Source organism: Rosenbergiella epipactidis (assembly GCF_018494055.1).
Taxonomy (GTDB): Bacteria; Pseudomonadota; Gammaproteobacteria; order Enterobacterales; family Enterobacteriaceae; genus Rosenbergiella; species Rosenbergiella epipactidis.
In genome coordinates this window covers 224732-249114 of the sequence record NZ_JABBFQ010000002.1, presented here as the reverse complement: position 1 = coordinate 249114, position 24383 = coordinate 224732, and the positions used below count along the sequence as shown (strand labels likewise).

The window sequence follows — 24383 nt, the reverse complement described above, 5'->3', positions numbered from 1 at the left end:
GGCAACTTCTCAATAAAGCATTATTCAGGCAGTCAGTGAGGAAGAACACGTTATCCGTGCCAAAAATGTCTGTCAGGGCATATTCACTATGAATAGTGCTCAGCAACAGAAGTGACAGTGATTACTGCCTAAGCAGAGTATAGCAGTAGCAAGGAATAAGTCGCTAGAGGGATCTGTGCAGAAATTCAGCATTACAGAGGCCTTTTAGATCACTGGTTGTAATTTATGCAAGGTTTTTGGACAATAGCGTGATTGATAAGAAAAATTATTATTTGATTTAGCCTTTATAAGGCTTAAGCAAGACTAAGCTTACTACAGTGTGTATATTTTAATGTCATTACGCGATTTGCTGCTGCAAATGGATGTTTAACAGGAGAGTTCGTGACACGTTTAACCCATTATAGTATGGCAGCACTTTTGTTAGCCGCCCCTTCACTTCAGGCCGCGACGGTTAGACTGAACCTTGAAGGGCTTTCTGGCGAACTACAAAATAATGTCAGAGTTAGGTTGGCAACGATAACTAGCGAAGAGATCAGCGCAGATAGCCGTTTTCAAGCGCGTCTGGATGCGGTGATTAAACAAAGCTTACGGGCGCTGGGCTATTATGAGCCAGTGATCACCTATCGCGTTTCCCCTGAGCAGGCGCTGCCGTTTGGAAAAGTGCTGACGGTTCATGTTGATCCTGGTGTACCGGTTAAAATCGGTGGTAGCACATTATTAGTTGAAGGTGAGGGACAGCACGACACGGAATACCAACAATGGGTCGAGCAGGGGCGTCCTAAAGTGGGGACCGTTCTCAACCATGGCGACTATGATAAATTCAAGAACGGCTTTTCCAGTATTGCGCTGCGTAAAGGGTATTTCGATGGTGCTTATCGTAAAAGCCAACTAGGGGTATCGCTGCCCTTACATCAAGCCTTCTGGGATATCGACTACGATACAGGGCAGCGCTATCGCTTTGGTAAAGTGACCTTTACAGGATCGCAAATCAGAGAAGAGTATTTAGAAAAACTTGTGCCTTTCCACGAAGGCGACTATTACGATTCAAAAACCTTAGCTGAATTAAACCGCCGCCTCTCTGCAATGGGCTGGTTCGGTTCGGTCGTGGCTGCGCCGGAATTTAAGGGCGCACAAAAAACCAAGGTATTACCGATCAATGCAGCGGTTACCCCTGCCATTAAAAATAGTTTAGAAGTCGGTGCGGGGTACTCGACCGATGTCGGTCCGCAACTTAAGGCAACATGGAACCGACCTTGGGTGAATGAATATGGTCATAGCATCACGGCCAATACCTATCTGTCACAACCTGAGCAGCAGCTTGATTTCACCTATAAAATCCCGCTATTAAAAAATCCCATCGAGCAATATTACACCATTAAAGGTGGGCTTAAGCGTACCGACTTAAATGATACCAAAGCGGATTCCACCACCATCGTTGGATCGCGCTATTGGGAAAATAGCAGTGGCTGGCAAAAAGCGCTCAACTTAACTTGGCGTCTGGATCACTATACCCAAGGGAATTACACCAATACCACCATGCTGCTTTATCCTGGTGCGAGCATTAACCGAACGCGTTCGCGCGGCGGATTGATGCCGACATGGGGGGATTCACAGCGCTACTCAGTCGATTTTTCCGACACAACGTGGGGATCTGGTGCTGACTTCGTTATTCTACAGGCCTCTAATGTCTGGATCCGGACCTATGCGGAGAAACACCGTTTCGTGGTGAGAGGAACGTTAGGGTGGATTGAAACGGACGACTTTGACAAGGTGCCACCGGATCTTCGCTTCTTTGCCGGGGGGGATCGCAGCATTCGTGGTTACAAATATAAAGATGTCTCACCGCGTGATAGCGATAATAACCTAACCGGTGCCAGTAAAATGGCGACGGGATCGTTTGAATACCAATACAACGTCACAGGAAAATGGTGGGGTGCGGCATTCATCGATAGCGGTGAAGCAGTCAATAATTTCAAAGATAGCGATATCAAGACCGGTGCCGGGGTCGGGGTGCGTTGGGCCTCACCGGTTGGACCGATCAAATTTGATATTGCCTCGCCGATTGGCGACAAAGATACCCACGGTGTTCAGTTTTATATTGGCTTAGGACCTGAATTATGAGTTGGTGGAAAAAAGGATTAATCGGCCTGCTCGTCATCGTCTTAGTGCTGATGACGACAGTCGCCTTATTGATTGGCACGACCTCTGGTTTGCATCTGTTATTTAAAGGGGCAAATCGCTGGGTGCCTGGCTTACATATAAGCCAAGTCGAGGGCGGCTGGCGTAATCTACATTTGCGGGATATTACTTATCAGATGCAAGGGGTTGAGGTACGCGGTGGCCAGCTTCATCTGGCAGTGAATACCTCGTGCTTATGGCACTCCTCAGTATGTGTTGATGATCTTTCATTAAGCGATGTCAGTGTCGTCGTCGATACCAGTAAGATGGCGCCTGCAGCACCGGTTGAAGAGACAAAAAGCGAACCGTTAACCGATATTTCAACGCCGTATCCGCTGACGCTTAAGCATCTTGGTTTACATAATATTAATGTCAAAGTTGATAATACAAGTATTGCCCTAGGCGAGTTCACTACCGGTATCGCTTGGCAGAATCGTCAAATTACCTTAGCCCCTACCCAAATCAATAATTTCTTATTGGCCTTGCCGACCGCTGCGAAAGTGGCGGTGGATAAGGCCGCGCAAGCGACCAAAACCGCGATCACTCAAACGCCAGAGCAGGCGGCAGAGCAGAAGAAAGCGGAAGATGAACAGGCTCGTCTCGCGGCACAACAGCCGCCACTGGGCGATACCCTCCGCGCGCTATTTGCTAAGCCCTTATTAGATCTGCCTGCGGTGACCTTACCGGTTGATGTCGATATTCAAGGCATTACCGGTAATACCTTACGGGTAACGGGGGACACCGAGTTAACTATTAACCAACTTAACCTAAAAGCGCGCGCCCAACATAACCATATTGCTTTGCAACAATTACAGGTTCAGGCGATACAAGGGCAGCTACATGCCAGCGGCGAGGCTGATTTAGCGGATAATTGGCCGGTTAATATGAACCTTAACAGCACGCTAAATGTTGACCCGATTAAAGGGCAGAAAGTGAAGTTGGCGCTGAAAGGCAACATGAAACAGCAAGTTGACTTAGCGATTAACCTTTCCGGTCCGGTGAAAGCGCAATTGAATGCCATGGCGCAACCGGCGACAGTGGGATTACCTTTCTCTTTAAAAGTGAACAGTCCGCGCTTACGTTGGCCGCTCACCGGCCCCGCTCAGGTTCAAGTTGATAATGTTAATCTCGATACCTCAGGTAAGGCTTCAGATTACCGTATTCAGCTCGCGGCAGCCTTAACGGGACAGGGGATTCCTCCGGCACAGATCGCGTTGAATGGTAAGGGGGATCTCGGCCAGTTCAGTTTAGACCGACTTCGTGTGGCGGCGCTGCAAGGTAATATCGACCTTAATGCATTAGTGGATTGGAATAAGGCGATTAGCTGGCGCAGTGAGTTAACGCTTAATAACATCAATACCGCACGGCAATATCCCGATTGGCCTGCCAAGATTAACGGCCAAATAACGACAAAGGGCAGTGTATTTGGTGGGACGTGGCAGGTCAGTGTGCCTAAAGTCGATATTAAAGGTAACGTTAAGCAGAACCCGGTAAATATTGAAGGCAGCTTGCAGGGCAATAGCTACATGCAGTGGAAAGTGCCGCAACTGTTAGTTGCCTTGGGGCGTAATCACCTGAATGTGCATGGCGAGCTGAATGATAAGCTGATGCTTGACGCGGACGTTGATGCACCGGCGCTCGACAATGCCTTGCCAGGCCTTGGCGGAACCCTCAAAGGGGCGATTAATGCTCGGGGTACCCTTAAACAGCCGGAGTTGAAGGTCGATCTGCAAGGGCGAGCCTTGCGCTGGCAACAGATACGTCTGCAGTCATTAGCCTTGAAAGGCAATGTCAGCTCGGCAGAGCAGATATCGGGTAACCTAAACCTGAATCTACAACAGTTGCATCAAGAAGGCGTCGATATTCAGCAAATTCTGCTGAATGCGGGCGGTAATGAGCAGGCCCATCAATTGACCCTGAAAGTCACAGGTAAGCCAGTGGCAGGCGAGTTAGCGTTAAAAGGGCATTTCGACCGTCAGCAGCAACGCTGGCAAGGTAGCTTAACTCGGAGTCAATTCTCGACGCCAGTAGGCAACGTAACGTTAAGCCGGGCGATGAGCCTCGATTATCAAAATCTGAAACAGACCATTACGGTTGGCAGCCACTGTTGGTTAAATCCCAATGCGGAGCTATGCGTTCCGGAACCTATCGTGGCAGGCCCAGCGGGGCATGCGCATCTGCAGATCCGTAAACTTGATCTGGCGATGTTAAAAGAGTTCCTACCCGCACAAACGCAGTTATCAGGACGGTTCAGTGGTGATACGCGGGTAAATTGGACAGCGAATGGTGGCCTACCAGACGCTAACCTAAGCTTGACCGGCCAAGGCGTCGAAGTCCGTCAGGATGTCCAAGGCAAGATGCTCCCTATCGCCTTTGACCGGTTAGATCTTAAAGCGGCCTTGGTGAAAGGGAAGGCGCAGCTACAATGGCTGATCAAGCTGGCTAATAATGGACAGTTAACCGGTAATGTACAGGTTGCCGATCCCGAGAACCGTCGGACGTTAGGCGGAACGGTAGGAATTAATAATCTCTCCTTGGCCATTCTTAATCCGGCGCTATCTAAAGGCGAAAGTGTTCAAGGGGTTCTGAATAGCCAGTTACGCTTAGGTGGCTCGTTACAAAACCCGCAAGTGTTTGGTCAACTTGCGCTGAAAAATGCCAAAGCGCAAACCAGCGCGATGCCGGTTGAATTGACCGATGCGAACCTTTCGATGGTCTTTAATGGCATGTCATCGACGCTGGAAGGATTAATCCAAACGGCTCATGGTAACTTGAACCTATCGGGTAATGCCGATTGGCGTCAGCTGGATAACTGGCGAGCGCATATTGCTGCGAAGGGTGAAAAAATCCGCGTAACGGTGCCGCCGATGGTCCGGATGGATGTTTCGCCAGATCTCACCTTTGACGCCACGCCAGCGGCCTTTAACCTCGATGGACGAGTCGATATTCCTTGGGCGAGAATCGTTGTGCAAGATGTGCCGGAGAGTGCGGTGGGGGTATCCTCCGATGAGGTGATGCTCGACGAACATTTACAGCCGATCAAACCGACGACGGCGAGCATGGCGATCAACAGTAACCTGATTATTCATGTAGGCGATGATGTAAGATTGTCGGCGTTCGGCCTTAATGCGCGATTAAATGGCGATCTTAACGTCGGGCAAGGGAAAAATGGCTTGGGCCTCAACGGACAGATCAATATCCCTTCAGGCCGCTTCCATGCTTATGGACAAGACTTGATTGTACGAAAAGGGCAACTGCAGTTCTCTGGCCCACCGGATCAACCTTATGTCAATCTTGAGGCTATCCGTAATCCCGATGCAACCGAAGACAACGTTACCGCAGGTATCCGTGTCACTGGCTTAGCCGATGAGCCTAAAGTTGAGGTCTTCTCCGACCCGACCATGTCACAACAAGCCGCACTCTCTTATTTATTAAGAGGCCAAGGTCTTGGAAGCAGTGATGACAGTAATGCATTAACTTCTGCTTTAGTCGGTTTAGGGGTTGCACAAAGTGGTCAAGTTATGGGTAAAATCGGCGAGACTTTCGGTGTCAGCGATTTAGCGTTAGATACCGCGGGCGTTGGCGATAGCCAACAAGTCCAAGTCAGTGGCTATGTACTACCAGGCCTACAAGTAAAATACGGAGTGGGACTCTTCGATTCGTTAGCAACTCTTACGCTACGATATCGTTTGATGCCTAAACTCTACCTGGAAGCAGTGTCTGGCGTCGACCAGGCATTGGATGTGCTCTATAAGTTTGAGTTTTAGCTATGCGAATCATTGTCTATGGCAGTTTAAGACGTAAGCAGGGAAATAGTCATTGGATGACGAATGCTCAGTGGCTGGGTGACTATCAGGTCGAAGGCTACGAGCTCTATAATCTTGGCCACTATCCGGGGGTAATCCCCGGTGAAGGGACGATTGAGGGTGAAGTGTATCGTATCGATGCCACGACCTTAGGTGAACTGGATGCCTTGAGAACCAAAGGGGGCGAGTACAAACGTCAGTTGGTCTCAACGCCTTATGGCAGCGCTTGGATGTATATTTATCAGCGTTCTGTGGCAGGCCGCCCGCAAATACCGAGTGGTGATTGGCTCGAGAGGAGTGAGAACTCTTAATAGAAAAGCCGTCTTGAAAGCAGTACGGCAGGGTTTACTAAGCTGTACTGCGTTCAACAATTAAAATAGTTACTGTTCTCTGACCTGTCTGGTATTAGAACCAGTGATGATAGAGAGGTTTGACGCTTACACTATAACCTTTAATTTGCTACTAAGCTTGATTCCCACCTGCGTAGCTATCCATTGGTACCTATTCTGTTTTCAGACATCGAACGAAACGTCATATTGAGCCGTCATCTCAGTAAAGCCTCCGATGGCTGACGCTTTTCAAAACCCTTAATACAAGAGAAGTTGTTGATACAATAGATCTGCGTACTGGCTTTTTGGACCGCTATGCAATAGCGCACCCCTTATCTTTAGGCCATATATAAGTTTCCCATTAAATGAACCATGACGGCTAGCGAATGATCCCCTTAGTTTTCTACTTATCTATACCTAATACCCTCACAGTAAACCCAGTCTGATCGCTATCATGGATCTTTCAGCGAGTCAGCCATCAAGATAAATATCGTCTCTTTAATGATTTTTCCCGCCAGATGGCCGGTCCTTTTCAGCTCGCGGGTAGGTTGTTGGTCTGGAGTAATGAAGAATAGCTAGAGGGGTTATTCCCTATTATTGACATTTGAACCGGTACACCGAGTGCTCGAGGTCGGGGTAAGATCAATCAATAGGGTGATAGCATTACAAAAATTTAGGTACAGGCTATACAGTGCCCCATTGAGCTGGTATCCACTATGGAAGGAACCTAGATATGATACGTAGTATAGCTCCCGGATATTATGTGGTAGAGAGAGCAGGAACATTAGATTATCAGGCGCGGGAGCTCTTTAACGATGTTCGATCCCCTGCTAGCCTACTTTTTATGAAACTCAATGCCGATACGCAGTATCTGAAGCCGGGCCAAATTTTGATAGTAGCCGACCCGGATACGCCGTATCAACTGACGATGCAGATATTGAATACCCTCAGACTGGCAAAGAATAAAACCAATGCAGCGCTTATCGGTGTCAGTAATGATGATGCCAGTTTTATGCATAAACACTATGGAGTTATTGCCGCGCTAACTAACGGCGGTGGCAATCTTTTAAGTACGGCCAGGGATCTCGGTGAAAAATATTTCAACGCTATTGAGCAGACTCTAAAAAAAATTGAGGCCACCTATCAGAATCAGTTTCTCACTCGGGGAACGTTGATTAGTCAGCAGTTTTTTGTTGAACGTAATCAGTTGTTGAATCAGTTAAATGGGCTGGTTAACAAACCGTTATTAAAATCTCTTTCGCGGTATACGATCAAATTTAAACAATATGAGACCTCAAGCGGGCGTTAAATCTTTCAAGTAAATCTATTGTGCATGAGTGGTCAACGGTTGGTATAGGGGTAATCCCTGGTATTCTTACTATGTAGATAATGCCGCTAGAGCTGCACGCTTTCTTAAGACCGGGGGCTACATCGGTATTGGCTTATCTTTTACTGGGACGACCAGTGAAGTGTTTCGTGCCTGCACTATTGGACGAGAGGATATATGCAGAACAGTGGCTTTTAAAGAATACAGTAAGTTTGCTTTAAGTACTGGAGGGGGCCTAGCGGGCGGCGTTTGGGGAAGTAGTGCAATGGTTGGGGTTTGTGCAGCAGTAGGTGTAGCAACGGTAGGAGTGGGGGGCGTAGCATGCGCAGCAATAGGATCTATCGCAGGTGGCTATGCGGGTAGCGTGGCCGGTGAGAAACTGTTCAATGTTTTTTTGGAGTAAATTTGTGCTTGAACACCTCTTAGCTTGGACAGGTTTATTTTTAGGGTTATGTGCGAGTGGGCTTATTTTTCTGTCGTTTTTTCTCTACTTAGCTAATAAGGAAAATTATAAGAATTTAGTTTCGCTTTTTAATAAAAAGCACATATTCCCTGCTCCCAATTCATTCAATCATATGATGGGTTTTTTAGGTGTTTTTCCAGTAAGCAGATTTTTTATAAAATTGCATAAAAAGAAGAAAATTTTCTTACTAAGCCGTAACGATCCTGCTTATGATTTTTTCGAAGAGAATAATTTGAAAATTGAACCTTGGATGAGGTATGTCTCGGTAATATGGATGACGGCGTCAGTCTTTTATTTGATTTGCCTATTATTAGCACTCATTCTTTCCATACTAAGGTTGAATTAAGCTTTACCACTTTCGAGGTTCTAAGCTCCGACAATGCTATCAAATCGATGGATAAAATCCGTCAGTTCATCCTAAGTAAAAAAATACCCCACCATTGAAAACAATAGTGGGGTAATCATTATTCTATAAAAATAATTACTTCTGTTTAGCGCGCTCGAAAGAAGAAACGATCTCTGCTTTCGCAGCAGCAGCGTCGCCCCAACCTTCAACTTTCACCCACTTACCTTTTTCCAGCGCTTTATATTGCTCGAAGAAGTGTGCGATTTGGCCGCGCAGTAACTCAGGCAGATCATTCACATCTTTGATGTGATCGTACTCTTTAGACAGTTTGCTGTGTGGCACAGCAATGACTTTAGCGTCTTCGCCTGACTCGTCGGTCATTTTCAGTACGCCGACTGGACGGCAACGGATGACTGAACCCGGCTGTAATGGGTATGGAGTAGGAACTAAAACGTCAACCGGGTCACCATCTAAAGAAAGCGTGTGGTTGATGTAACCGTAGTTGCATGGGTAGAACATTGCAGTTGCCATGAAACGGTCAACAAACAGAGCCCCTGATTCTTTATCAACTTCATATTTGATCGGCGCAGCGTTTGCTGGGATTTCAATAACAACGTTGATGTCTTCAGGTAAGTCTTTACCAGCTTCGACGAGGTTCAAGCTCATGGGTTGATTCCTATTTATCAGTAAAATTTGTGGTGCGCATTATAGCGAATTACGCACCAGTATGTGTCCGATTTTTTAATCGCTTATTGATTTTCACTGATAAAACGTTCGACATCTTCCACCATGTATTGGTTACCGACATAAAATGGGCAACGTTCATGAATGGTTTGCGGTTTCAAATCGAGAATACGGTTAACCCCATCGCTGGCTTTACCCCCCGCTTGCTCGGCTAAGAAAGCCATTGGATTACACTCGTATAACAAACGTAGTTTTCCTTTTGGATGACTTGCCGTTTGTGGATAGAGGTAAATACCGCCTTTAAGAAGGTTACGGTGGAAGTCAGCCACTAATGAGCCAATGTAGCGTGAGGTATAAGGGCGGTGGGTCGCCTCGTCTTCTGCTTGGCAGAATTTCAGATACTTTTTGACGCCAACAGGGAAATGCACGTAATAACCTTCGTTGATAGAGTACATTTTTCCAGTCGGTGGGTAAGTAAGGCGCTCTTGGTTTAAGCAGAATACCCCTAATGATGGATCATAGGTGAAAGCGTTGACGCCGTTACCGGTGGTATACACCAACATGGTCGACGAACCGTAGACGACGTAACCGGCGGCCACTTGTTGGCGGCCAGGTTGCATAAAATCTTCTTCGGTAATCGGTGTGCCAACCGGTGTGACACGGTGATAAATAGAGAAAATAGTTCCTACAGAGACGTTAACATCAATGTTTGAAGATCCGTCTAGCGGATCCATTAAGACCACATAACGACCGTCTTCGAAACCTTCAAAAATAACGAACTCGTCTTCTTCCTCAGACGCTATCCCGGCAACGATCCCACGGGCTTTTAACGCCGATTTTAATTTTTCGTTCGCGTATAAGTCGAGCTTCATCTGTTGCTCGCCTTGCACATTTTCGACACCATTGGCGCCGAGAATGTCTAATAAGCCCGCTTTATTGATATCGCGATGAATGATTTTCGCGCCAAGTTTGATTGCTGAAAGAAGGGCGGTGAGTTCACCGGTGGCATGGGGAAAGTCTGCTTGTTTTTCAACAATAAATTCGCCTAAGGTCTTCATTGCGTATCCTGATCGTAAATTGGTTTACTTTTCATTAACAGTATAGTCAAGCTACACTGCGGACCCGATCAAATCAATCCTCTCAGTTGCTCCTAAATGCGATATAGGTAAACTGTACAAAAAACTTAGTGGTAGATCTCTTTATGCGAATTCATATTCTCGGTATCTGTGGCACCTTTATGGGTGGCTTAGCCATTCTCGCGCGCGCTTTGGGACACGACGTTACAGGGTCTGATGCGAACGTGTATCCACCGATGAGCACCCTATTGGAGCAACAAGGCATTAGCCTAACCCAAGGCTACGACCCACAGCAGCTCAACCCCGCTCCAGATTTAGTGATTATCGGTAATGCGATGTCGCGGGGGAATCCTTGTGTCGAAGCGGTATTGGAAAATAATATCCCTTACGTCTCAGGCCCGCAGTGGTTACATGATTTTATTCTGCGTGATCGCTGGGTAATTGCCGTTGCCGGGACCCACGGTAAGACGACGACTTCGGGGATGGTCGCGTGGATCCTCGAGTCATGTGGCATGGCACCGGGTTTTGTCATCGGTGGCGTACCGGGTAACTTTGATGTTTCAGCACGTTTAGGCGATAGCCCATTTTTTGTTATCGAGGCAGATGAATATGACAGTGCTTTCTTCGATAAGCGGTCGAAATTCGTACATTACTGTCCCCGTACGCTGGTGCTGAATAACCTCGAATTTGACCATGCAGATATCTTTGATGACTTAAATGCAGTGAAAAAGCAGTTCCATCATTTGCTGCGTATTGTGCCGGGCAAAGGTAAAGTGATCTGGCCAGAGCAGGATCATAACCTACGTCACGTTATCGGGATGGGCTGCTGGAGTGAGCAAGAGACAACGGGTCCACAGGGCCAGTGGCTTGCACAGAAAAGCTGCCCGGACGCCTCCCGTTGGACGGTGAAGCTGAACAATGAAGTGGTAGCAGAGGTCGAGTGGGGGTTGGTCGGTGAACACAATATGCATAATGGCTTGATGGCGATAGCCGCTGCTCGTCATATCGGCATCACTCCACAGGATGCAGCCAAAGCGTTAAACGAATTCGTCAATGCGAGACGCCGTCTCGAACTACGTGGAACGGTGAACGGAATTGAGGTTTATGATGACTTCGCACATCACCCTACGGCTATCTTGGCAACGCTGTCTGCTCTGCGCAGTAAGATCGGCGGCACCCGTCGTATTTTAGCGGTACTTGAGCCGCGCTCAAATACGATGAAATTGGGAGTCAGTAAGAATGAACTCGCCCCGTCATTGGCCCGGGCCGACGAAGTGTTTTTATTCCAACCGAGCCATATCCCTTGGCAGGTCTCAGATGTTGCAGAAGCCTGTGTCCAGCCGGTGCAATGGAGTGCCGATATCACGCATTTAGTCGCAATGATCACCAAATCTGTGAAGCCAGGTGATGTTATTTTAGTGATGAGTAACGGCGGTTTTGAAGGGATCCATCAGAAACTGTTAGACAGTCTATCGACGTTACAGCTCGTGAAATAAAACGATGCCGCTCAGTGTTGACGCTGGGCGGCAATTTACGATTAGGCTTCGGCAAGTTCGCGTAAGTATTGGAAAATCTGACGCGCTGATTTCGGTGGCTTATTCGTTGCTTTCTCTTTTTGTGCATTACGGATCAAGCTGCGCAGCTGCTGGCGATCGGCCGTAGGGTACAGCTCTATCACTTCATCCATCGCGCTATCACCCTGCTCAATCAGACGATCACGCAGCACTTCTAATTTATGAAAAAGGGCAACCTGTTGGTTATGTCTGTTTTTCAGCTTATCGAGCGCGAGGCGGATAGGCTGTTCATCACGTGAACGCAGCATTTTACCAATTAATTGAATTTGGCGACGGCGTCCTTCTTTTTTGATCCGCTGGGCTAATTCAATCGCTTGACGAAGCTCTTCATCAAGTGGGATTCGATCGAGTTCGTTTTTGCTTAACTCCATCATCTCCATACCGAGGCGCTTTAGCTCTTCTGCATCACGTTTGATTTCGCTTTTACTGACCCAGATAATCTCTTCGTCTTCTTCATCTTGCGGGTCGGGCTGGTGGTCGAGCCACTCATCGGGCGGGTTAATCATGGTAGGGCTCCTAAAAAAAGTGGCTTATGCTATCAGGTTACAGCCAGACTGCGAAATTGTTCTCTGACTCTGTTAAACTCATTCTACCTTCAGATAACAGCAGATGGCAGAGCAATGAGTGAATCTCTTCAAGTTTTAGAACAACAACAGGTTCTTGAACACGCAGTTGAACATGCCTTAACCTTCGCAAAAAGCCGCACAGATGGCGCAGAAGTCGCCGTCAATAAAACGACTGGACTGAGCGTAAGCACTCGCTATGGCGAAGTTGAAAACGTTGAATTTAATAGCGATGGGGCCTTAGGCATCACCGTTTATCTGGGGCAGCGTAAAGGCAGCGCCTCATCCACTGATTTAAGCCCAGCGGCGATCGAGCGTGCGGTGCAGGCGGCAATCGATATTGCTCGCTATACTTCAGAAGATCCTTTCTCCGATGTGGCTGATGCCTCTTTACTGGCATGGGATGCCCCCGACCTAGACCTTTACCACCCCTTAGCCATCACCCCGGATCGCGCAATTGAGTATGCGGCGGCAGCTGAGCAAGCGGCACTGGAAGCGGATTCCCGTATCGTTAATAGCGAAGGGGGAAGTTTCAGTAGCCATGCGGGGATACGCGTCTTTGGAAACAGTCACGGATTCTTGAAAAGCTACTGTTCAACCCGCCACTCGATGTTTAGTTCAGTGATTGCCGAGCAGAATGGTCAGATGGAACGCGACTACGCTTATACCTCAGGGCGTGACTTTGCTGATCTGAAAAGTGCAGAGTGGGTAGGTCAAGAGTGTGCACGCCGCACTCTGTCGCGTCTGTCTCCCCAGAAACTCTCGACCCGCAAAGCACCAGTACTTTTTGCACCGGAAGTGGCGAGTGGACTGATTGGCCACCTTGTTGGGGCTATCAGCGGTAGCAGTGTCTATCGTAAATCGACCTTTTTACTCGATAGCTTGGGTAAACAAATCTTCCCAGAGTGGTTATCGATTACCGAACAACCACATCTGATTAAGGGAACGGCATCCTCGCCTTTCGACAGCGAGGGCGTACGTACTCAACAGCGTACCATTATCGACCAAGGGGTTTTACAAACTTGGCTAATGACTAGCTACTCTGCTCGCAAACTAGGATTACAGAGTACGGGGCATGCGGGGGGGATCCACAACTGGCGTTTGGCCGGTCAGGGACAAAGCTTTGAGCAGCTACTCAAAAGGATGGACACCGGACTTGTGGTCACCGAATTGATGGGGCAGGGCGTTAGCGCAATGACCGGTGACTATTCACGCGGCGCGGCAGGTTTTTGGGTAGAGAAGGGTGAAATTCAATATCCCGTCAGTGAAATCACCATCGCCAGCAACTTACAGGATATGTGGCGTACGATGGTAACAGTCGGCGACGATATTGACGAGCGAGGCAATATTCAATGTGGATCGATTCTGTTAGAACAGATGAGTATCGCTGGCCAATAAAGGGAAGATTTTATGCGACAAATTAGTTTGGTCGTACTGAGCACCGCGCTGTTTTGTTCCTCGTTAACCTTTGCCGCGCGGGCCGCGGACCGCGGACCGCGGACTTAGAAGGGGATATGCTGAGCCTCTCTTCAGGGCTGAGCACGGTGTTAAGCAGTAACCAGCCTAGTGAAATGCAGCAGGCGTTAACGCAAATGCGTGCTGCAGCAAAAGACGCAAAAACTGCGACGCCTCCCTCGTTAGCAGGGAGTGCAGCGCAGAGTCCGGCCATGCAGGGCTGGCGCAATGCATTTGACCAGTTGATCGCTAAAGTTGATCAAGCTGAGCAACAGGTAAAGCTTGGTAAGCTCGCCGACGCTAAGCAGACCGCCCAACAGATTTCGGTATTACGTAACGAAAATCATCGTAAGTACCGTTAATCCCTCGGTCATGCTAGGCATTGAACCCTTGTCGATATTGGCCAGGGGTTATGCCTAGCGCTTTCTTAAACATGGTGATAAATGCTGTCACCGATTCATAGCCCAGTTCATGAGCGATAATCTCCACGCGCTCCCCCTCCACCAGTCGATTGATTGCGATAATGAGCTGTAATTGCTGTCGCCATGGACGAAAACTCAACCCTGTTTCATTGATCATTAGCCTTGCTAAGCTTCTCTCACTCACTGCCAATTTTTTTGCCCAATAGGCTGCAGGATGCTTCGCTTGGTCGGGCTGCTGGATTGCCTCAACCAACAAACGGATTTTAGGATGATTCGACATCGGTAGCTGTAACTTACCTATTGGCTGTTCAACCAGCAGGTCGAGCAGAACCGCAATCAAACGCTGCGTCTTCGAGGTGTGATACTGGCTTAGAGGAAGAGACGCTAAGCGAAAAATAAGTTCTCTGACAAGAGCGGAAATACGTAACGTGCAGCATTCCTTGGGCATCTCGGCACTGTGCGGTTCAATAAAGACGAAACAAAACTCCGCGTGCTGAGAGACTTTATTGCTATGGATAACATGGCTCGGAATCCAGATAGCTTGCCCAGTCGGCGCCATCCAGATGCCATCTTCCACTTGGCAGGTAATCGTACCTTGCAAGGGTAGAATTAATTGGCCTTTACGATGTTGATGAAAGGGAAGTTCATGGAAAGACTCACTGGCTTTAACCCGAAAAACCCCCACCTTATCAAGATGACGATCCGGATCGAAGCCCTGTGGAATAGTGGGAATATGCATATTGTCCATTTTTAGCGATAAATTGTCATTGTAGCTTGATTTAACCTTGCTGAAGAGGGGTTATGCTACGGGCTTATCAACAAAAGAGATTCTCCTATGGCGTCACCTGCAATGACTCATCACTCAAAAAAATCGTTAATTATTGGCATTTTATTGGTTGCGACAACGCTTAGAGCGCCTTTTACAGGGCTCGCTCCGTTGTTAGCGACGCTCGGGCAAACATTAGATTTGGACACTATGCAGGTAGGGCTGCTCACCACCTTACCGTTACTGGCTTTTGCTTTACTCTCGCCGCTGGTGCCTTATTTGACCCGTTACCTCGGATTAGAACGCAGCGTTGCCGTGGCCTTAGTCGCCATCTGTCTCGGGGTCGTGCTGCGTGCGCGGGGGACGGCCACCTTCCTGTATCTTGGTACGGTGATCATCGGTGCGGGTATAGCTGTAGGCAATGTGATTCTACCAAGTTTATTAAAGCGCGATTTCGTCAGTATCCTGCCCAAAATGACCGGGGCTTATTCGTTAACGATGGGCATCAGCGCCGCGTTAGCCTCTGTGCTAGTGGTACCGCTTGCCACGCATCTTGGTTGGGCGCAGGCCTCCTTAAGCTTACTGATTTTTCCCTTGATTGCCCTGATAGCCTGGGCACAACAGCTTAAGGGGAGGGCGGTTACCGGATTATCGCGCCCGGCGATGAGCAGTAATGCACGGATCTGGCGCTCTTCGTTAGCTTGGCAAATTACGCTCTATCTAGGGTTGAACTCGCTAATTTATTACGTACTAGTCAGTTGGTTACCCGCACTTCTGGTGGACAGTGGCTTTTCGGCCACCGAGGCGGGTAGCTTACATGGACTGCTACAACTCGCGACGGCACTTCCTGGCTTAGTTATTGGTGCCGTGATTGCGCGTTATCGCGATCAACGTTGGTTAGCCATGGCGATGGCAAGCCTGTGGGGAGTGAGTCTTGTGGGATTATGGGGGATGCCAAGCTGGGCAATAGTGTGGGTAAGCTTTGCTGGAATAGGCTCGGGTGCCGCGATGATTCTCGGCCTATCGCTGATTGGCCTTCGTAGCCGCTCGGCTCACCAAGCGGTGGCGCTTTCGGGGATGGCACAAGCGGTGGGCTATTTACTCGCGGCAGTCGGACCCGCCGCGATGGGGACATTGCATCAACAGAGTGGAAGCTGGCATTTACCGTTACTTTTCTGTTTGATATTAGCCGTTGTGATGATGGTAATGGGCTTACTTGCCGGTAAAAATCGGCTGATGGAAGAATAAAAAAAAGAGGTTACTGCATGCAGTAACCTCTTTTTCAAAGAAGGTGAAGCTGACCGGTAAGCCGGGTTCTGTCGTGGACAGTCATTCCTCTAGGCCAGCAATCGCTCACTGGCTCAAGCAGCCTACCCGGGTTCAGTACGGGCCGTACCATGTGAACCCCTATTTGGCCTTGCTCCGGGTGGAGTTTACCGTGCCACGGACTGTTGCCAGCCGCGCGGTGCGCTCTTACCGCACCCTTTCACCCTTACCTGATCCCTTACGGGCCATCGGCGGTTTGCTCTCTGTTGCACTGGTCGTAGGCTTGCGCCCCCCAGGCGTTACCTGGCACCCTGCCCTATGGAGCCCGGACTTTCCTCCCCTCCGCCCGTCTCCCTTTCGGGACGACGACGAAGCGGCGACTGTCTGGTCAGCTTCGGCGGCGGATGATAGGGGAAATTACCGCCATTGTCACGTTTTTCTATCGTTTAATTGGCCTGCTGCTGAGCTAATCCATGCTTATATAACGCATTTTTCTTCACGCCATGGATTTCAGCCGCCAAGGCTGCGGCTTTTTTGAGGGGCAATTCGGTCTGTAATAACGCGAGGGTGCGTAGGGCTTCTGCAGGGAGTTCTTCCTCCTGCCCTTGATAGCCCGCGACGATTAACACCATTTCGCCTTTACGACGATTTTCATCGGCCTGCACCCACGCCAATAGCTCACCGACTGGCGCGCCGTGAATCGACTCCCACGTCTTAGTAATTTCCCGAGCCAGTACCACATGGCGATGCTCGCCAAGTTCGCTGACCATATCTGTCAGGCAATCCAAGAGACGGTGGGTGGATTCATAAAATATTAAGGTACGAGGTTCTTCTAACACTGCCCTGAGGGCATCGCGGCGACCTTTACTTTTGGCAGGAAGAAATCCTTCGTAACAAAAACGATCAGAGGGCAGTCCAGAAGCACTTAAGGCGGTAATGGCAGCACAGGCACCTGGAAGAGGGACAACTTTTAGCCCCGCTTGACGGCAACGGGTGACGAGGTGATAGCCGGGATCATTGATTAAAGGGGTTCCTGCATCGGAAACCAAGGCTATACTTTCCCCTTGTTGTAATTTACTTATTAAAACATCTGCTTTTTGCTGTTCATTGTGATCATGCAATGAGAATAAGCGCGCATTGATGGCGAAATGTTGTAGGAGTAGGCCGGTATGGCGTGTATCTTCTGCTGCGACCAGATCGACCTTTTCTAAGACGGTCAGCGCGCGTTGGGTAATGTCGGCTAAGTTACCAATAGGGGTAGGAACGATATATAATGTTCCTACAGAAATCTCTGACTGATCGTGTTGTTTCATTGTTTCATCCGAATTGCCGCTTTACTATAGGGCGTTCTGAGAAAAACATAATGGGTACTCTATGCTTTCTTCATTTGTGAATTGTCGTAACGCAGGGCGTTTTGTTCCTGTTGTGTTGGCCGGATTTATTTTGGCCGCCTGTGGTGTCAATCAAGAAAATCAGACGCCATCGGCTACTCTCCAACCCACTGCGAATCAAGGTTCTGCTTATTATCTTCAACAGATGCAGCAAAGCCAAGATGATAGCAGGAGTCACTGGCAATTACTCGCAATACGCGCGTTACTCGACGAGGGTAAGGTGGCACAAGCGGGACAGCAACTGCAACAACTGCCGAGCCAGCTCACCGCCGACCAACAGGTTGAGCGCCATTTTTTAATCGCGCAATATGCGATAAAACAGAAACAATTCCGTGAAGCGGCTAAGCAACTGAGTGCCTTATCAGTACCAGGGTTAAACGATACGCAGCGTCAGCGTTATTATCAGCTAATGATTGATAGCGCGCAGGGTGAAGACCCTATCGACGTCCTACGGGCCTATATCGCTTTACAACCTCATCTCGCTGGCAGCGCTCAGCAAAAAAACCTCGATGCCACGTGGCAGACCTTGGTGACCATCCCTCAGGATCAAGTGGGTAACATCACCATTAATGCGAATGAAAATATTCTGCAGGGTTGGTTAGATCTATTAGGGGTTTATTATCAAAACCGTGGTGATCAAGATAACCTGAAGCATGCGGTGCAAGACTGGCAGACGCGTTATCCCGATAACCCAGCCTCCAAAACCTTGCCCGCTGGCTTGGCACAGGTGATGAACCTCTCTGTGGCTTCCACTAATACAATCGCGCTACTTTTACCCTTAACGGGACCGGGTGCCGTCTTCTCGAAAGCGATTGAACAAGGTTTTGAAGATGCTCGTAATGGTCATTTAGCTTCGAGCGCGCCCGCAACCCCTGACGCGAATACCGTAATCCGCGCGCCACAAACCACAGCGTCGGCGACCAGTGATGCAGCGGTTAGCCCTTCAGCCGTAGCCACGCCAGCAGCGGATACCTCTAGCGCGACAGCTGATGCGTCGAACCAAACGGCAGCTGTTCCAGGAACGGCGTCAGCCAATACGGCTACACAAATAAAAGTCTATGATACCAACGGCCATCCGATTGACCAGTTATTACAGCAAGTTCAGCAAGAGGGGGCGACCTTAGTCGTTGGGCCGTTATTAAAAGAGGATGTGGCAAAAGCCGTAACGACCCAGACGTCGTTGAACATCCTGGCACTGAATGAACCCTCTGATTTACAGAACCACCCTAACGTTTGTTACTTTGCGTTATCGCCAGAGAACGAAGCCCGTGATGCCGCTGAGCATATGTGGGCACAGGGTAAACGCTCTCCAGTACTATTACTGCCAAGTAATTCTTTAGGGGATCGGGTTGCTACAGCCTTCACCCGTCAGTGGCAATCTTTAGGGGGGGGGACGGTACTACGTCAAGCCATTGGTTCGGAAAGCGACTTACGGAGTAAGATTAACAGTAATGCAGGAATCGCCTTAAGTGGGACACCGGTGACGGCTGCGCCAAGTTCAGATAGCGGAGCCGTGACTTTCGCAGGTATGACCTTTGATGCGCCAAGCGCTCAGCCTGTGGCCGACAGCGGAGGCGTCGATTCTGTCTATATCGTGGCGAACCAAGCGTCACTAGATTTAATCAAGCCGCTCATCACCATGAAGATTGGTTCACAGAGCCATGTGGCGTTTTACGCGAATTCACTGAGTTCTCAAGCGGGTGCTGGACCGGATTTCCGCTTCGAAATGGAAGGGCTGCAGTTTAGTGATATCCCGCTGCTGTCGGGCGCTAACCCTAGCTTAAAACAGCAGGTCACTGGCCAGTACAATCAAGACTATACTCTGACTCGTCTTTATGCGATGGGGGTGGATGCTTGGACGTTGGCCAATCATTTTACTCCGTTGCGTCAGCAACCCGGTTACCAACTACAAGGGAATACTGGTCTGCTGAAAGCCACACAAAATTGCGTGATTAACAGGACGTTATCATGGAACCAATATACCCACGGGGAGATTGTTCCCGTCAAGTAACTCGACGTCAGCGAGGCGAGCAAATGGAAAAGCTCGCCTGCCGCTATTTGTGCCAAGCAGGATTACGCTGGATTTCCAGTAATGTCTTATATCGACAAGGCGAGCTTGATCTGATTATGTTAGACGAGCAAACTTATGTGTTTGTCGAAGTCCGTTATCGTAAGAATGATCTCTACGGTGATGCGGCAGCCAGCATAACGTGGCGTAAACAACAGAACATTAAGGCCGCGGCGGCTTATTGGTTAGCTAACCATAATAAGTGTTTGTCGACCGCAAATTGCCGGTTTGATGTAGTTGCGGTGACAGGGTCTCGCGTAAACTGGATCAAAAACGCTTTTTATTAAGATCAACAAAGTTAGGTGATGCAGTGCAGGATAGAATCAAAGCGTGTTTTACTGAAAGTATACAAACACAAATCGCCGCGGCTGAGGCGCTACCCGACGCTATTTCACGTGCCACCCTGGTGATAGTCCAGTGTCTACTCAATGGCAATAAAGTGTTGAGTTGCGGTAACGGCGCTTCCGCTGCCAATGCACAGCATTTTACCGCCACGATGATCAATCAATTTGAGAACGAACGACCAAGCCTTCCTGCATTTTGTTTAAGCGCAGATAATATTATGCTGACGGCAATTGGTAATGAGCGTCAGCACGATGAAATCTACGCTAAACAAGTGCGTGCGTTGGGTCAGGCAGGAGATATCCTGTTAGCGATCTCGACACGCGGGAACAGCCCCGATATCGTGAAGGCTGTAGAAGCAGCCGTCACCCGTGATATGACTATCGTGGCATTAACGGGCTTTGATGGTGGGGTATTAGCGGGATTGCTGGGACCCCAAGATGTTGAAATTAGGATACCGTCGCACCGCAATGCGCGTATTCAAGAAATGCATATGCTGACCGTTAATTGTTTAAGTGAGCTAATTGATAACTCACTTTTTCCTCATCAGGAAGGTTAAGGAGAAATAGAATGAGATTCCCCTTTTTGGCTGTCGTATTGTGTAGCACATTCGCACTACAAGGCTGTGCTGCGGTATTGATTGGCTCGGCAGGCGTAGCCACCAAGTCAGCCACTGATGCGCGTACGGTAGGGACTCAGGTTGACGATGGCACCTTGGAACTGCGTGTAGCCAATGCCTTGGCGACCAACAAAGAGATCAAAACCACTACCCATATCAACGAGACGGCATATCAAGGCAAAGTCCTGTTAACGGGTCAGGCTTCCACTCAAGCCTTAGCGGATACCGCCCGCGAAATCGCGGCGAAAACCGATGGCACGGTTGAAGTCTATAACGAAATCCGTATCGGCAATAATGTTAGCTTAGGTACCTCTTCTTCTGATACGTGGATCACAACGAAGATTCGCTCGCAGCTGCTGGCAAGTGACCAAGTGAAGTCTTCAAGTATTAAAGTGACGACTGAGAACGGTGAAGTCTTCTTAATGGGCCTCGTCACTGCAGCGGAAGGTCAAGCCGCAGCCGATCTCGCCAGCCGGGTGAATGGCGTTAAACACGTCACCACTGTCTATACGTTTTTGAAGTGATCCTATGCCTAAAGAGCGCGCATTAACCTTAGAAGCCTTACGTGTGATGGATGCGATAGAGCGCCGCGGCAGTTTTGCCGCGGCAGCCGAGGAGTTGGGAAAAGTCCCCTCGGCACTGAGCTACACCATGCAAAAATTAGAAGACGAGCTTGATGTTGTGCTGTTTGACCGCTCGGGTCACCGTACTAAATTTACCAATGTCGGCCGCTTACTGCTGGAAAGAGGGCGCTTTCTACTCGATGCGGCAGATAAGCTAGCGGGAGATGCTGAAGCCTTGGCGCGGGGCTGGGAACCGCAACTGACGATAGTCTGTGAAGCGCTGGTGAGCTGTGAATATCTTTATCCTTTGGTCAATAAGCTTGAGGAGAAGAGTCATACCCAGCTAAATCTCCTGACCGAGGTATTGGCAGGTGCATGGGAAAGCTTAGAAGAAGGGCGAGCCGACATAGTGATCGCCCCAACGCTCCATTTTCGCACCTCGACGGAAATTAATAGCCGTAAACTCTACAGCATGAAAAGCCTGTATGTGGCGAGTGCTGACCATCCTATCCTTAACGAACCCGATCCTGATGCGGAGTCTGTGCGCCTCAAATACCGGGGTATTGCGGTAGCGGATTCGGCACGTAAGCGCCCGACGATAACCGTACAGGTACTGGATCGGCAGAGTCGGTTGACGGTGAGTAACCTTGAAAATAAATACCGTGCAATCGTCGCCGGTTTAGGGGTAGGCACCTTACCTTATCCGATGATCGAAGAAGACTTACGCCAAGGGCGTTTAAAAGTGATTTCGAATACCTATGAGCGCGATATCGATGTGATTATGGCTTGGCGGCGAGACAGTATGGGCGAGGCGAAATCTTGGGCTTTACGCGAGATACCTAAAATTTTTGCAAAAAAATTCCCGCAGAAATAGCGGGAATCATGACAGAGCGATTAGCGTGGGATCATCTTTTTAATCATTCGCCAACTGCTCCACAGGCCGAAACCTCTCTTAACGAGACGGCCCAGCATTTTGGGCTTTCTTGCTACCCACAACGCTAAGACACCCCCACCAATTGCGAAGTAACGGCGAGCGGCATAGGCGGCAGACCACAGCTGGTCGTAACGTGAAGTGGCGACGAGCCATTGCTGCTGACAAGAGATGAGATCCATACGTTGAGTCTGGATAGTCGTTAATAATTCTTGCTTGCGTGCTTCACGTTCGCGACGACTCATGCCTGTTTCTCCTCGAGTTGCTTACGGTCAGTATCCAACTCCTTACGAGTATGTTTCAGCAGAGTAGAGCGGCGAGATTTCACCAGCGCCCAGACGCCAAAAATGATCGCTAGACCGAAAAGAACCGCTGTCGTAATAACGATGGCGTAAAGCCTTGCACTGGGTGGCACTGCAAGGATGACTAGAATCATCAAACTCATTAGACCAAACGCAGTAAAGATCATCGTTAAGCCCACCATAAGCAGCATTTGCAATAGGTTGGCTTTTTCTTCCTCTAGCTCGACGATCACTAAACGAATTCGAGTTTCAGCAATGCTAACTAGGCTGGTCAGTATACGTTGCCCCACCCCTAGAATGCCTTCTCCTGGTGCTGAGCCAGGTCTTGAGCTACTCATCTTAGCGCCGCGAGATAAGGATGCCGACAACCAGGCCGATGGCTGCACCAAGGCCTACACCATGCCAAGGTTTGTCGTGCACGTAAGAGTCTGCTTTTTGGGCCGCATCACGGGTAGATTGGGCAATACGCTCACCTGAATCCCCCAGGCGATCGCGAGAATTTTGTAAAGCGTCCTGTGCTTTCTGATGTAAGCGTGAAAGTTCGGTACGAGATTTGCTGCTACCTTGATTTAACACTTCTTCGAGCGTGTCTGCTAATGAAGCTAATTCTGCGCGTAAATCGTTAGATGCATTATTCTTCGACATCAGAGACTCCTTTTGGGGGGATAAAGTCCAGTTTATAGGCGTTATGATCGTCTACTCAAGGTAGGGGATCATTTAATAAATACTCAATTAAGTATAGATGGGCTTTTTGAAAGTTCAAAGTGAGGGCGGTAATAATTTTTTAACACTATTCAATGCGATAACCGTTATCTAGAATTCTCTTAAGCACCTTTTCCGCGGCATGACTCTCTTCAATGGAATTAAAACTAATGATCAAGGAATCGCTTCCAGAGGTAATAGACTTGATGGTAATCCCCTCAGCACTCAGGTGCTGGTAAAGGAAAAAACCATCGGGTAGCGAGACACCGTGATTCGTCACATTGATTTTTACAACAGCTTCGGGCGATTGCCATGTGTGCTGGTAGGCGAATACCCCTACGGCAAGCACAACCAGAAGGAGTATCGCTGCAACAAGGTATTGTCGCGGAGACTTAATAAATAAAGGACGCATTAATGTTGAGGCCTTGATGCTTTACGCTTACGCCACAGCAAAATTAATGAACCGATAAGTCCACCGACTAACAACACTGCCGGCAGTAACATCAAGCAGAACATCAGTTTATCTTCGTATTTTTGAAAGAGAGCCGTTTTACCTAAGGCATAGCCTGCACAGGTTAAGATCATCACCCAGAGGAAACCACTCAGCCAGTTAAAGACTTGAAAACGCGCACTGCGTAAGCCGGATACGCCCGCTAACGTCGGCAGTAAGGTGCGAACAAATGCGATAAAACGCGCAATCAGTAGCGCAGCAAGACCATGGCGCTCAAACAAGGTGTGGGTGCGTTCATGATATTTCTGTGGAATATGCGACAGCCACTTCTTCACTAATAGCGTATTCCCTAACCATCGCCCCTGAATATAACTAAACCAACAGCCTAAGCTGGCAGCCGTCGTCAAAATGAATAGGGTTAATGGGAAACTCATGGTTCCCTTCGCAATCAGTACGCCGACAAGAATTAATAAGCTATCACCAGGAAGAAATGCCGCGGGTAAAAGTCCGTTTTCAAGACTGATGATGATAAACAAGATACCGTAAAGCATCCAAACCAACGAGGGGTTGGAGAGCGTATTGAAATCCTGATGCCAAAGTGCGGTGAGCAGGGCCTGCAAAGTATCCATTTAACATTCCTAATGAATAAGGTATCTGGCATTTTTACGCCAATAGTACTGAGATTATGCGCTGTGAAAACGATATGAAAAGTAAACGCTTATCAACTTCCTTGCTAGCATAATGACGTCAAGTGTAACA

General features: G+C 48.7%; 23 protein-coding genes, 1 other RNA gene and 1 pseudogene. 14 read left to right on the top strand and 11 right to left on the bottom strand.

Features of this window, described 5'->3' with window-relative positions:
- The first annotated feature begins 405 nt into the window (after window positions 1-405).
- The 5 genes and pseudogenes from tamA to HGT71_RS04030 all read left to right on the top strand — a co-directional run bounded on the left by tamA (window position 406) and on the right by HGT71_RS04030 (window position 8449).
- A complete protein-coding gene (gene tamA, locus HGT71_RS04050; RefSeq protein ID WP_214216921.1) occupies window positions 406-2121 on the top strand; it encodes an autotransporter assembly complex protein TamA in 1716 nt (571 codons plus the stop codon).
- Window positions 2118-5945 carry an autotransporter assembly complex protein TamB gene (tamB, locus tag HGT71_RS04045; protein WP_214216713.1) on the top strand — a complete coding sequence of 1276 codons (3828 nt, stop codon included), beginning with the start codon at window positions 2118-2120 and terminating at the stop codon, window positions 5943-5945. The genes tamA and tamB overlap by 4 nt, the downstream gene beginning before the upstream one ends.
- 2 nt (window positions 5946-5947) lie before the next feature.
- Window positions 5948-6295, top strand: coding sequence for a gamma-glutamylcyclotransferase family protein (locus tag HGT71_RS04040; RefSeq protein ID WP_099823510.1), 348 nt, complete (start codon window positions 5948-5950; stop codon window positions 6293-6295).
- Window positions 6296-7046: 751 nt separating this feature from the next.
- A pseudogene (locus HGT71_RS04035) lies at window positions 7047-8043 on the top strand (hypothetical protein).
- Window positions 8044-8047: 4 nt separating this feature from the next.
- Complete coding sequence (locus tag HGT71_RS04030) at window positions 8048-8449, top strand: hypothetical protein (protein ID WP_241595150.1); 402 nt, start codon at window positions 8048-8050, stop codon at window positions 8447-8449.
- 135 nt (window positions 8450-8584) lie between these two features.
- Here the strand turns inward: HGT71_RS04030 and ppa are convergent, their stop codons facing one another.
- On the bottom strand, window positions 8585-9115 hold the full coding sequence (ppa, locus tag HGT71_RS04025) for an inorganic diphosphatase (protein ID WP_214211893.1): 531 nt from the start codon (window positions 9113-9115) through the stop codon (window positions 8585-8587).
- An 83-nt stretch (window positions 9116-9198) separates the two neighbouring features.
- Window positions 9199-10191 carry a class 1 fructose-bisphosphatase gene (gene fbp, locus HGT71_RS04020; RefSeq protein WP_099823513.1) on the bottom strand — a complete coding sequence of 331 codons (993 nt, stop codon included), beginning with the start codon at window positions 10189-10191 and terminating at the stop codon, window positions 9199-9201.
- A 143-nt stretch (window positions 10192-10334) separates the two neighbouring features.
- Between fbp and mpl the strand changes: the two genes are divergently transcribed.
- Entirely contained in the window at window positions 10335-11705 is a 1371-nt protein-coding gene (gene mpl / locus HGT71_RS04015) for a UDP-N-acetylmuramate:L-alanyl-gamma-D-glutamyl-meso-diaminopimelate ligase (RefSeq protein ID WP_214216711.1), read from the top strand.
- Between the two features lie 41 nt (window positions 11706-11746).
- Here the strand turns inward: mpl and yjgA are convergent, their stop codons facing one another.
- Window positions 11747-12289, bottom strand: coding sequence for a ribosome biogenesis factor YjgA (yjgA, locus tag HGT71_RS04010; RefSeq protein ID WP_214216710.1), 543 nt, complete (start codon window positions 12287-12289; stop codon window positions 11747-11749).
- 114 nt (window positions 12290-12403) lie between these two features.
- On the opposite strand from yjgA, the gene pmbA reads away from it, so the two are divergent.
- A complete protein-coding gene (gene pmbA, locus HGT71_RS04005; RefSeq protein ID WP_048912767.1) occupies window positions 12404-13744 on the top strand; it encodes a metalloprotease PmbA in 1341 nt (446 codons plus the stop codon).
- Between the two features lie 116 nt (window positions 13745-13860).
- A complete protein-coding gene (locus tag HGT71_RS04000; RefSeq protein WP_214216709.1) occupies window positions 13861-14163 on the top strand; it encodes a cytochrome b562 in 303 nt (100 codons plus the stop codon).
- 13 nt (window positions 14164-14176) lie between these two features.
- Here the strand turns inward: HGT71_RS04000 and HGT71_RS03995 are convergent, their stop codons facing one another.
- Window positions 14177-14962 (bottom strand): AraC family transcriptional regulator, encoded by a 786-nt coding sequence (locus HGT71_RS03995; RefSeq protein WP_214216708.1) that lies wholly within the window; start codon window positions 14960-14962, stop codon window positions 14177-14179.
- Between the two features lie 96 nt (window positions 14963-15058).
- Here HGT71_RS03995 and HGT71_RS03990 point away from each other — a divergent pair, with 96 nt between their 5' ends.
- A complete protein-coding gene (locus HGT71_RS03990; RefSeq protein ID WP_214216707.1) occupies window positions 15059-16237 on the top strand; it encodes an MFS transporter in 1179 nt (392 codons plus the stop codon).
- A 41-nt stretch (window positions 16238-16278) separates the two neighbouring features.
- On the opposite strand, the gene rnpB is transcribed toward HGT71_RS03990, so the two are convergent.
- Both rnpB and rsmI read right to left on the bottom strand, forming a co-directional pair.
- Window positions 16279-16651, bottom strand: an RNA gene (gene rnpB, locus HGT71_RS03985) — RNase P RNA component class A.
- Between the two features lie 50 nt (window positions 16652-16701).
- Complete coding sequence (rsmI, locus tag HGT71_RS03980; RefSeq protein ID WP_099823525.1) at window positions 16702-17568, bottom strand: 16S rRNA (cytidine(1402)-2'-O)-methyltransferase; 867 nt, start codon at window positions 17566-17568, stop codon at window positions 16702-16704.
- A 61-nt stretch (window positions 17569-17629) separates the two neighbouring features.
- Here rsmI and HGT71_RS03975 point away from each other — a divergent pair, with 61 nt between their 5' ends.
- From HGT71_RS03975 to HGT71_RS03955, 5 genes are read left to right on the top strand one after another with little or no spacing between them, the layout of a single operon-like run.
- A complete protein-coding gene (locus HGT71_RS03975; protein ID WP_214216706.1) occupies window positions 17630-19657 on the top strand; it encodes a penicillin-binding protein activator in 2028 nt (675 codons plus the stop codon).
- Window positions 19615-20001, top strand: coding sequence for a YraN family protein (locus tag HGT71_RS03970; RefSeq protein ID WP_214216705.1), 387 nt, complete (start codon window positions 19615-19617; stop codon window positions 19999-20001). Before HGT71_RS03975 ends, HGT71_RS03970 begins: the two co-directional genes overlap by 43 nt.
- Window positions 20002-20024: 23 nt before the next feature.
- The gene (gene diaA, locus HGT71_RS03965) at window positions 20025-20615 is read left to right on the top strand and encodes a DnaA initiator-associating protein DiaA (protein WP_048912761.1); all 591 of its coding nucleotides are present in this window, start codon (window positions 20025-20027) and stop codon (window positions 20613-20615) included.
- An 11-nt stretch (window positions 20616-20626) separates the two neighbouring features.
- Window positions 20627-21199: a division/outer membrane stress-associated lipid-binding lipoprotein gene (dolP, locus tag HGT71_RS03960; RefSeq protein ID WP_214216704.1), complete on the top strand. Its 573-nt coding sequence runs from the start codon at window positions 20627-20629 to the stop codon at window positions 21197-21199.
- A gap of 4 nt (window positions 21200-21203) precedes the next feature.
- Complete coding sequence (locus HGT71_RS03955; RefSeq protein ID WP_048912759.1) at window positions 21204-22112, top strand: LysR family transcriptional regulator; 909 nt, start codon at window positions 21204-21206, stop codon at window positions 22110-22112.
- A 20-nt stretch (window positions 22113-22132) separates the two neighbouring features.
- Here HGT71_RS03955 and HGT71_RS03950 read toward each other — a convergent pair whose 3' ends face one another.
- From HGT71_RS03950 to HGT71_RS03930, 5 genes are all read right to left on the bottom strand, one after another.
- Window positions 22133-22414 (bottom strand): YqjK-like family protein, encoded by a 282-nt coding sequence (locus HGT71_RS03950; RefSeq protein WP_214216703.1) that lies wholly within the window; start codon window positions 22412-22414, stop codon window positions 22133-22135.
- Entirely contained in the window at window positions 22411-22809 is a 399-nt protein-coding gene (locus HGT71_RS03945; protein ID WP_092671852.1) for a phage holin family protein, read from the bottom strand. Before HGT71_RS03945 ends, HGT71_RS03950 begins: the two co-directional genes overlap by 4 nt.
- 1 nt (window position 22810) lies before the next feature.
- The gene (locus HGT71_RS03940; RefSeq protein WP_048912756.1) at window positions 22811-23116 is read right to left on the bottom strand and encodes an ElaB/YgaM/YqjD family protein; all 306 of its coding nucleotides are present in this window, start codon (window positions 23114-23116) and stop codon (window positions 22811-22813) included.
- 145 nt (window positions 23117-23261) lie between these two features.
- Complete coding sequence (mzrA, locus tag HGT71_RS03935) at window positions 23262-23585, bottom strand: EnvZ/OmpR regulon moderator MzrA (RefSeq protein WP_214216702.1); 324 nt, start codon at window positions 23583-23585, stop codon at window positions 23262-23264.
- Window positions 23585-24253, bottom strand: coding sequence for a DedA family protein (locus tag HGT71_RS03930; protein ID WP_214216701.1), 669 nt, complete (start codon window positions 24251-24253; stop codon window positions 23585-23587). The genes mzrA and HGT71_RS03930 overlap by 1 nt, the downstream gene beginning before the upstream one ends.
- Window positions 24254-24383: the final 130 nt, after the last annotated feature.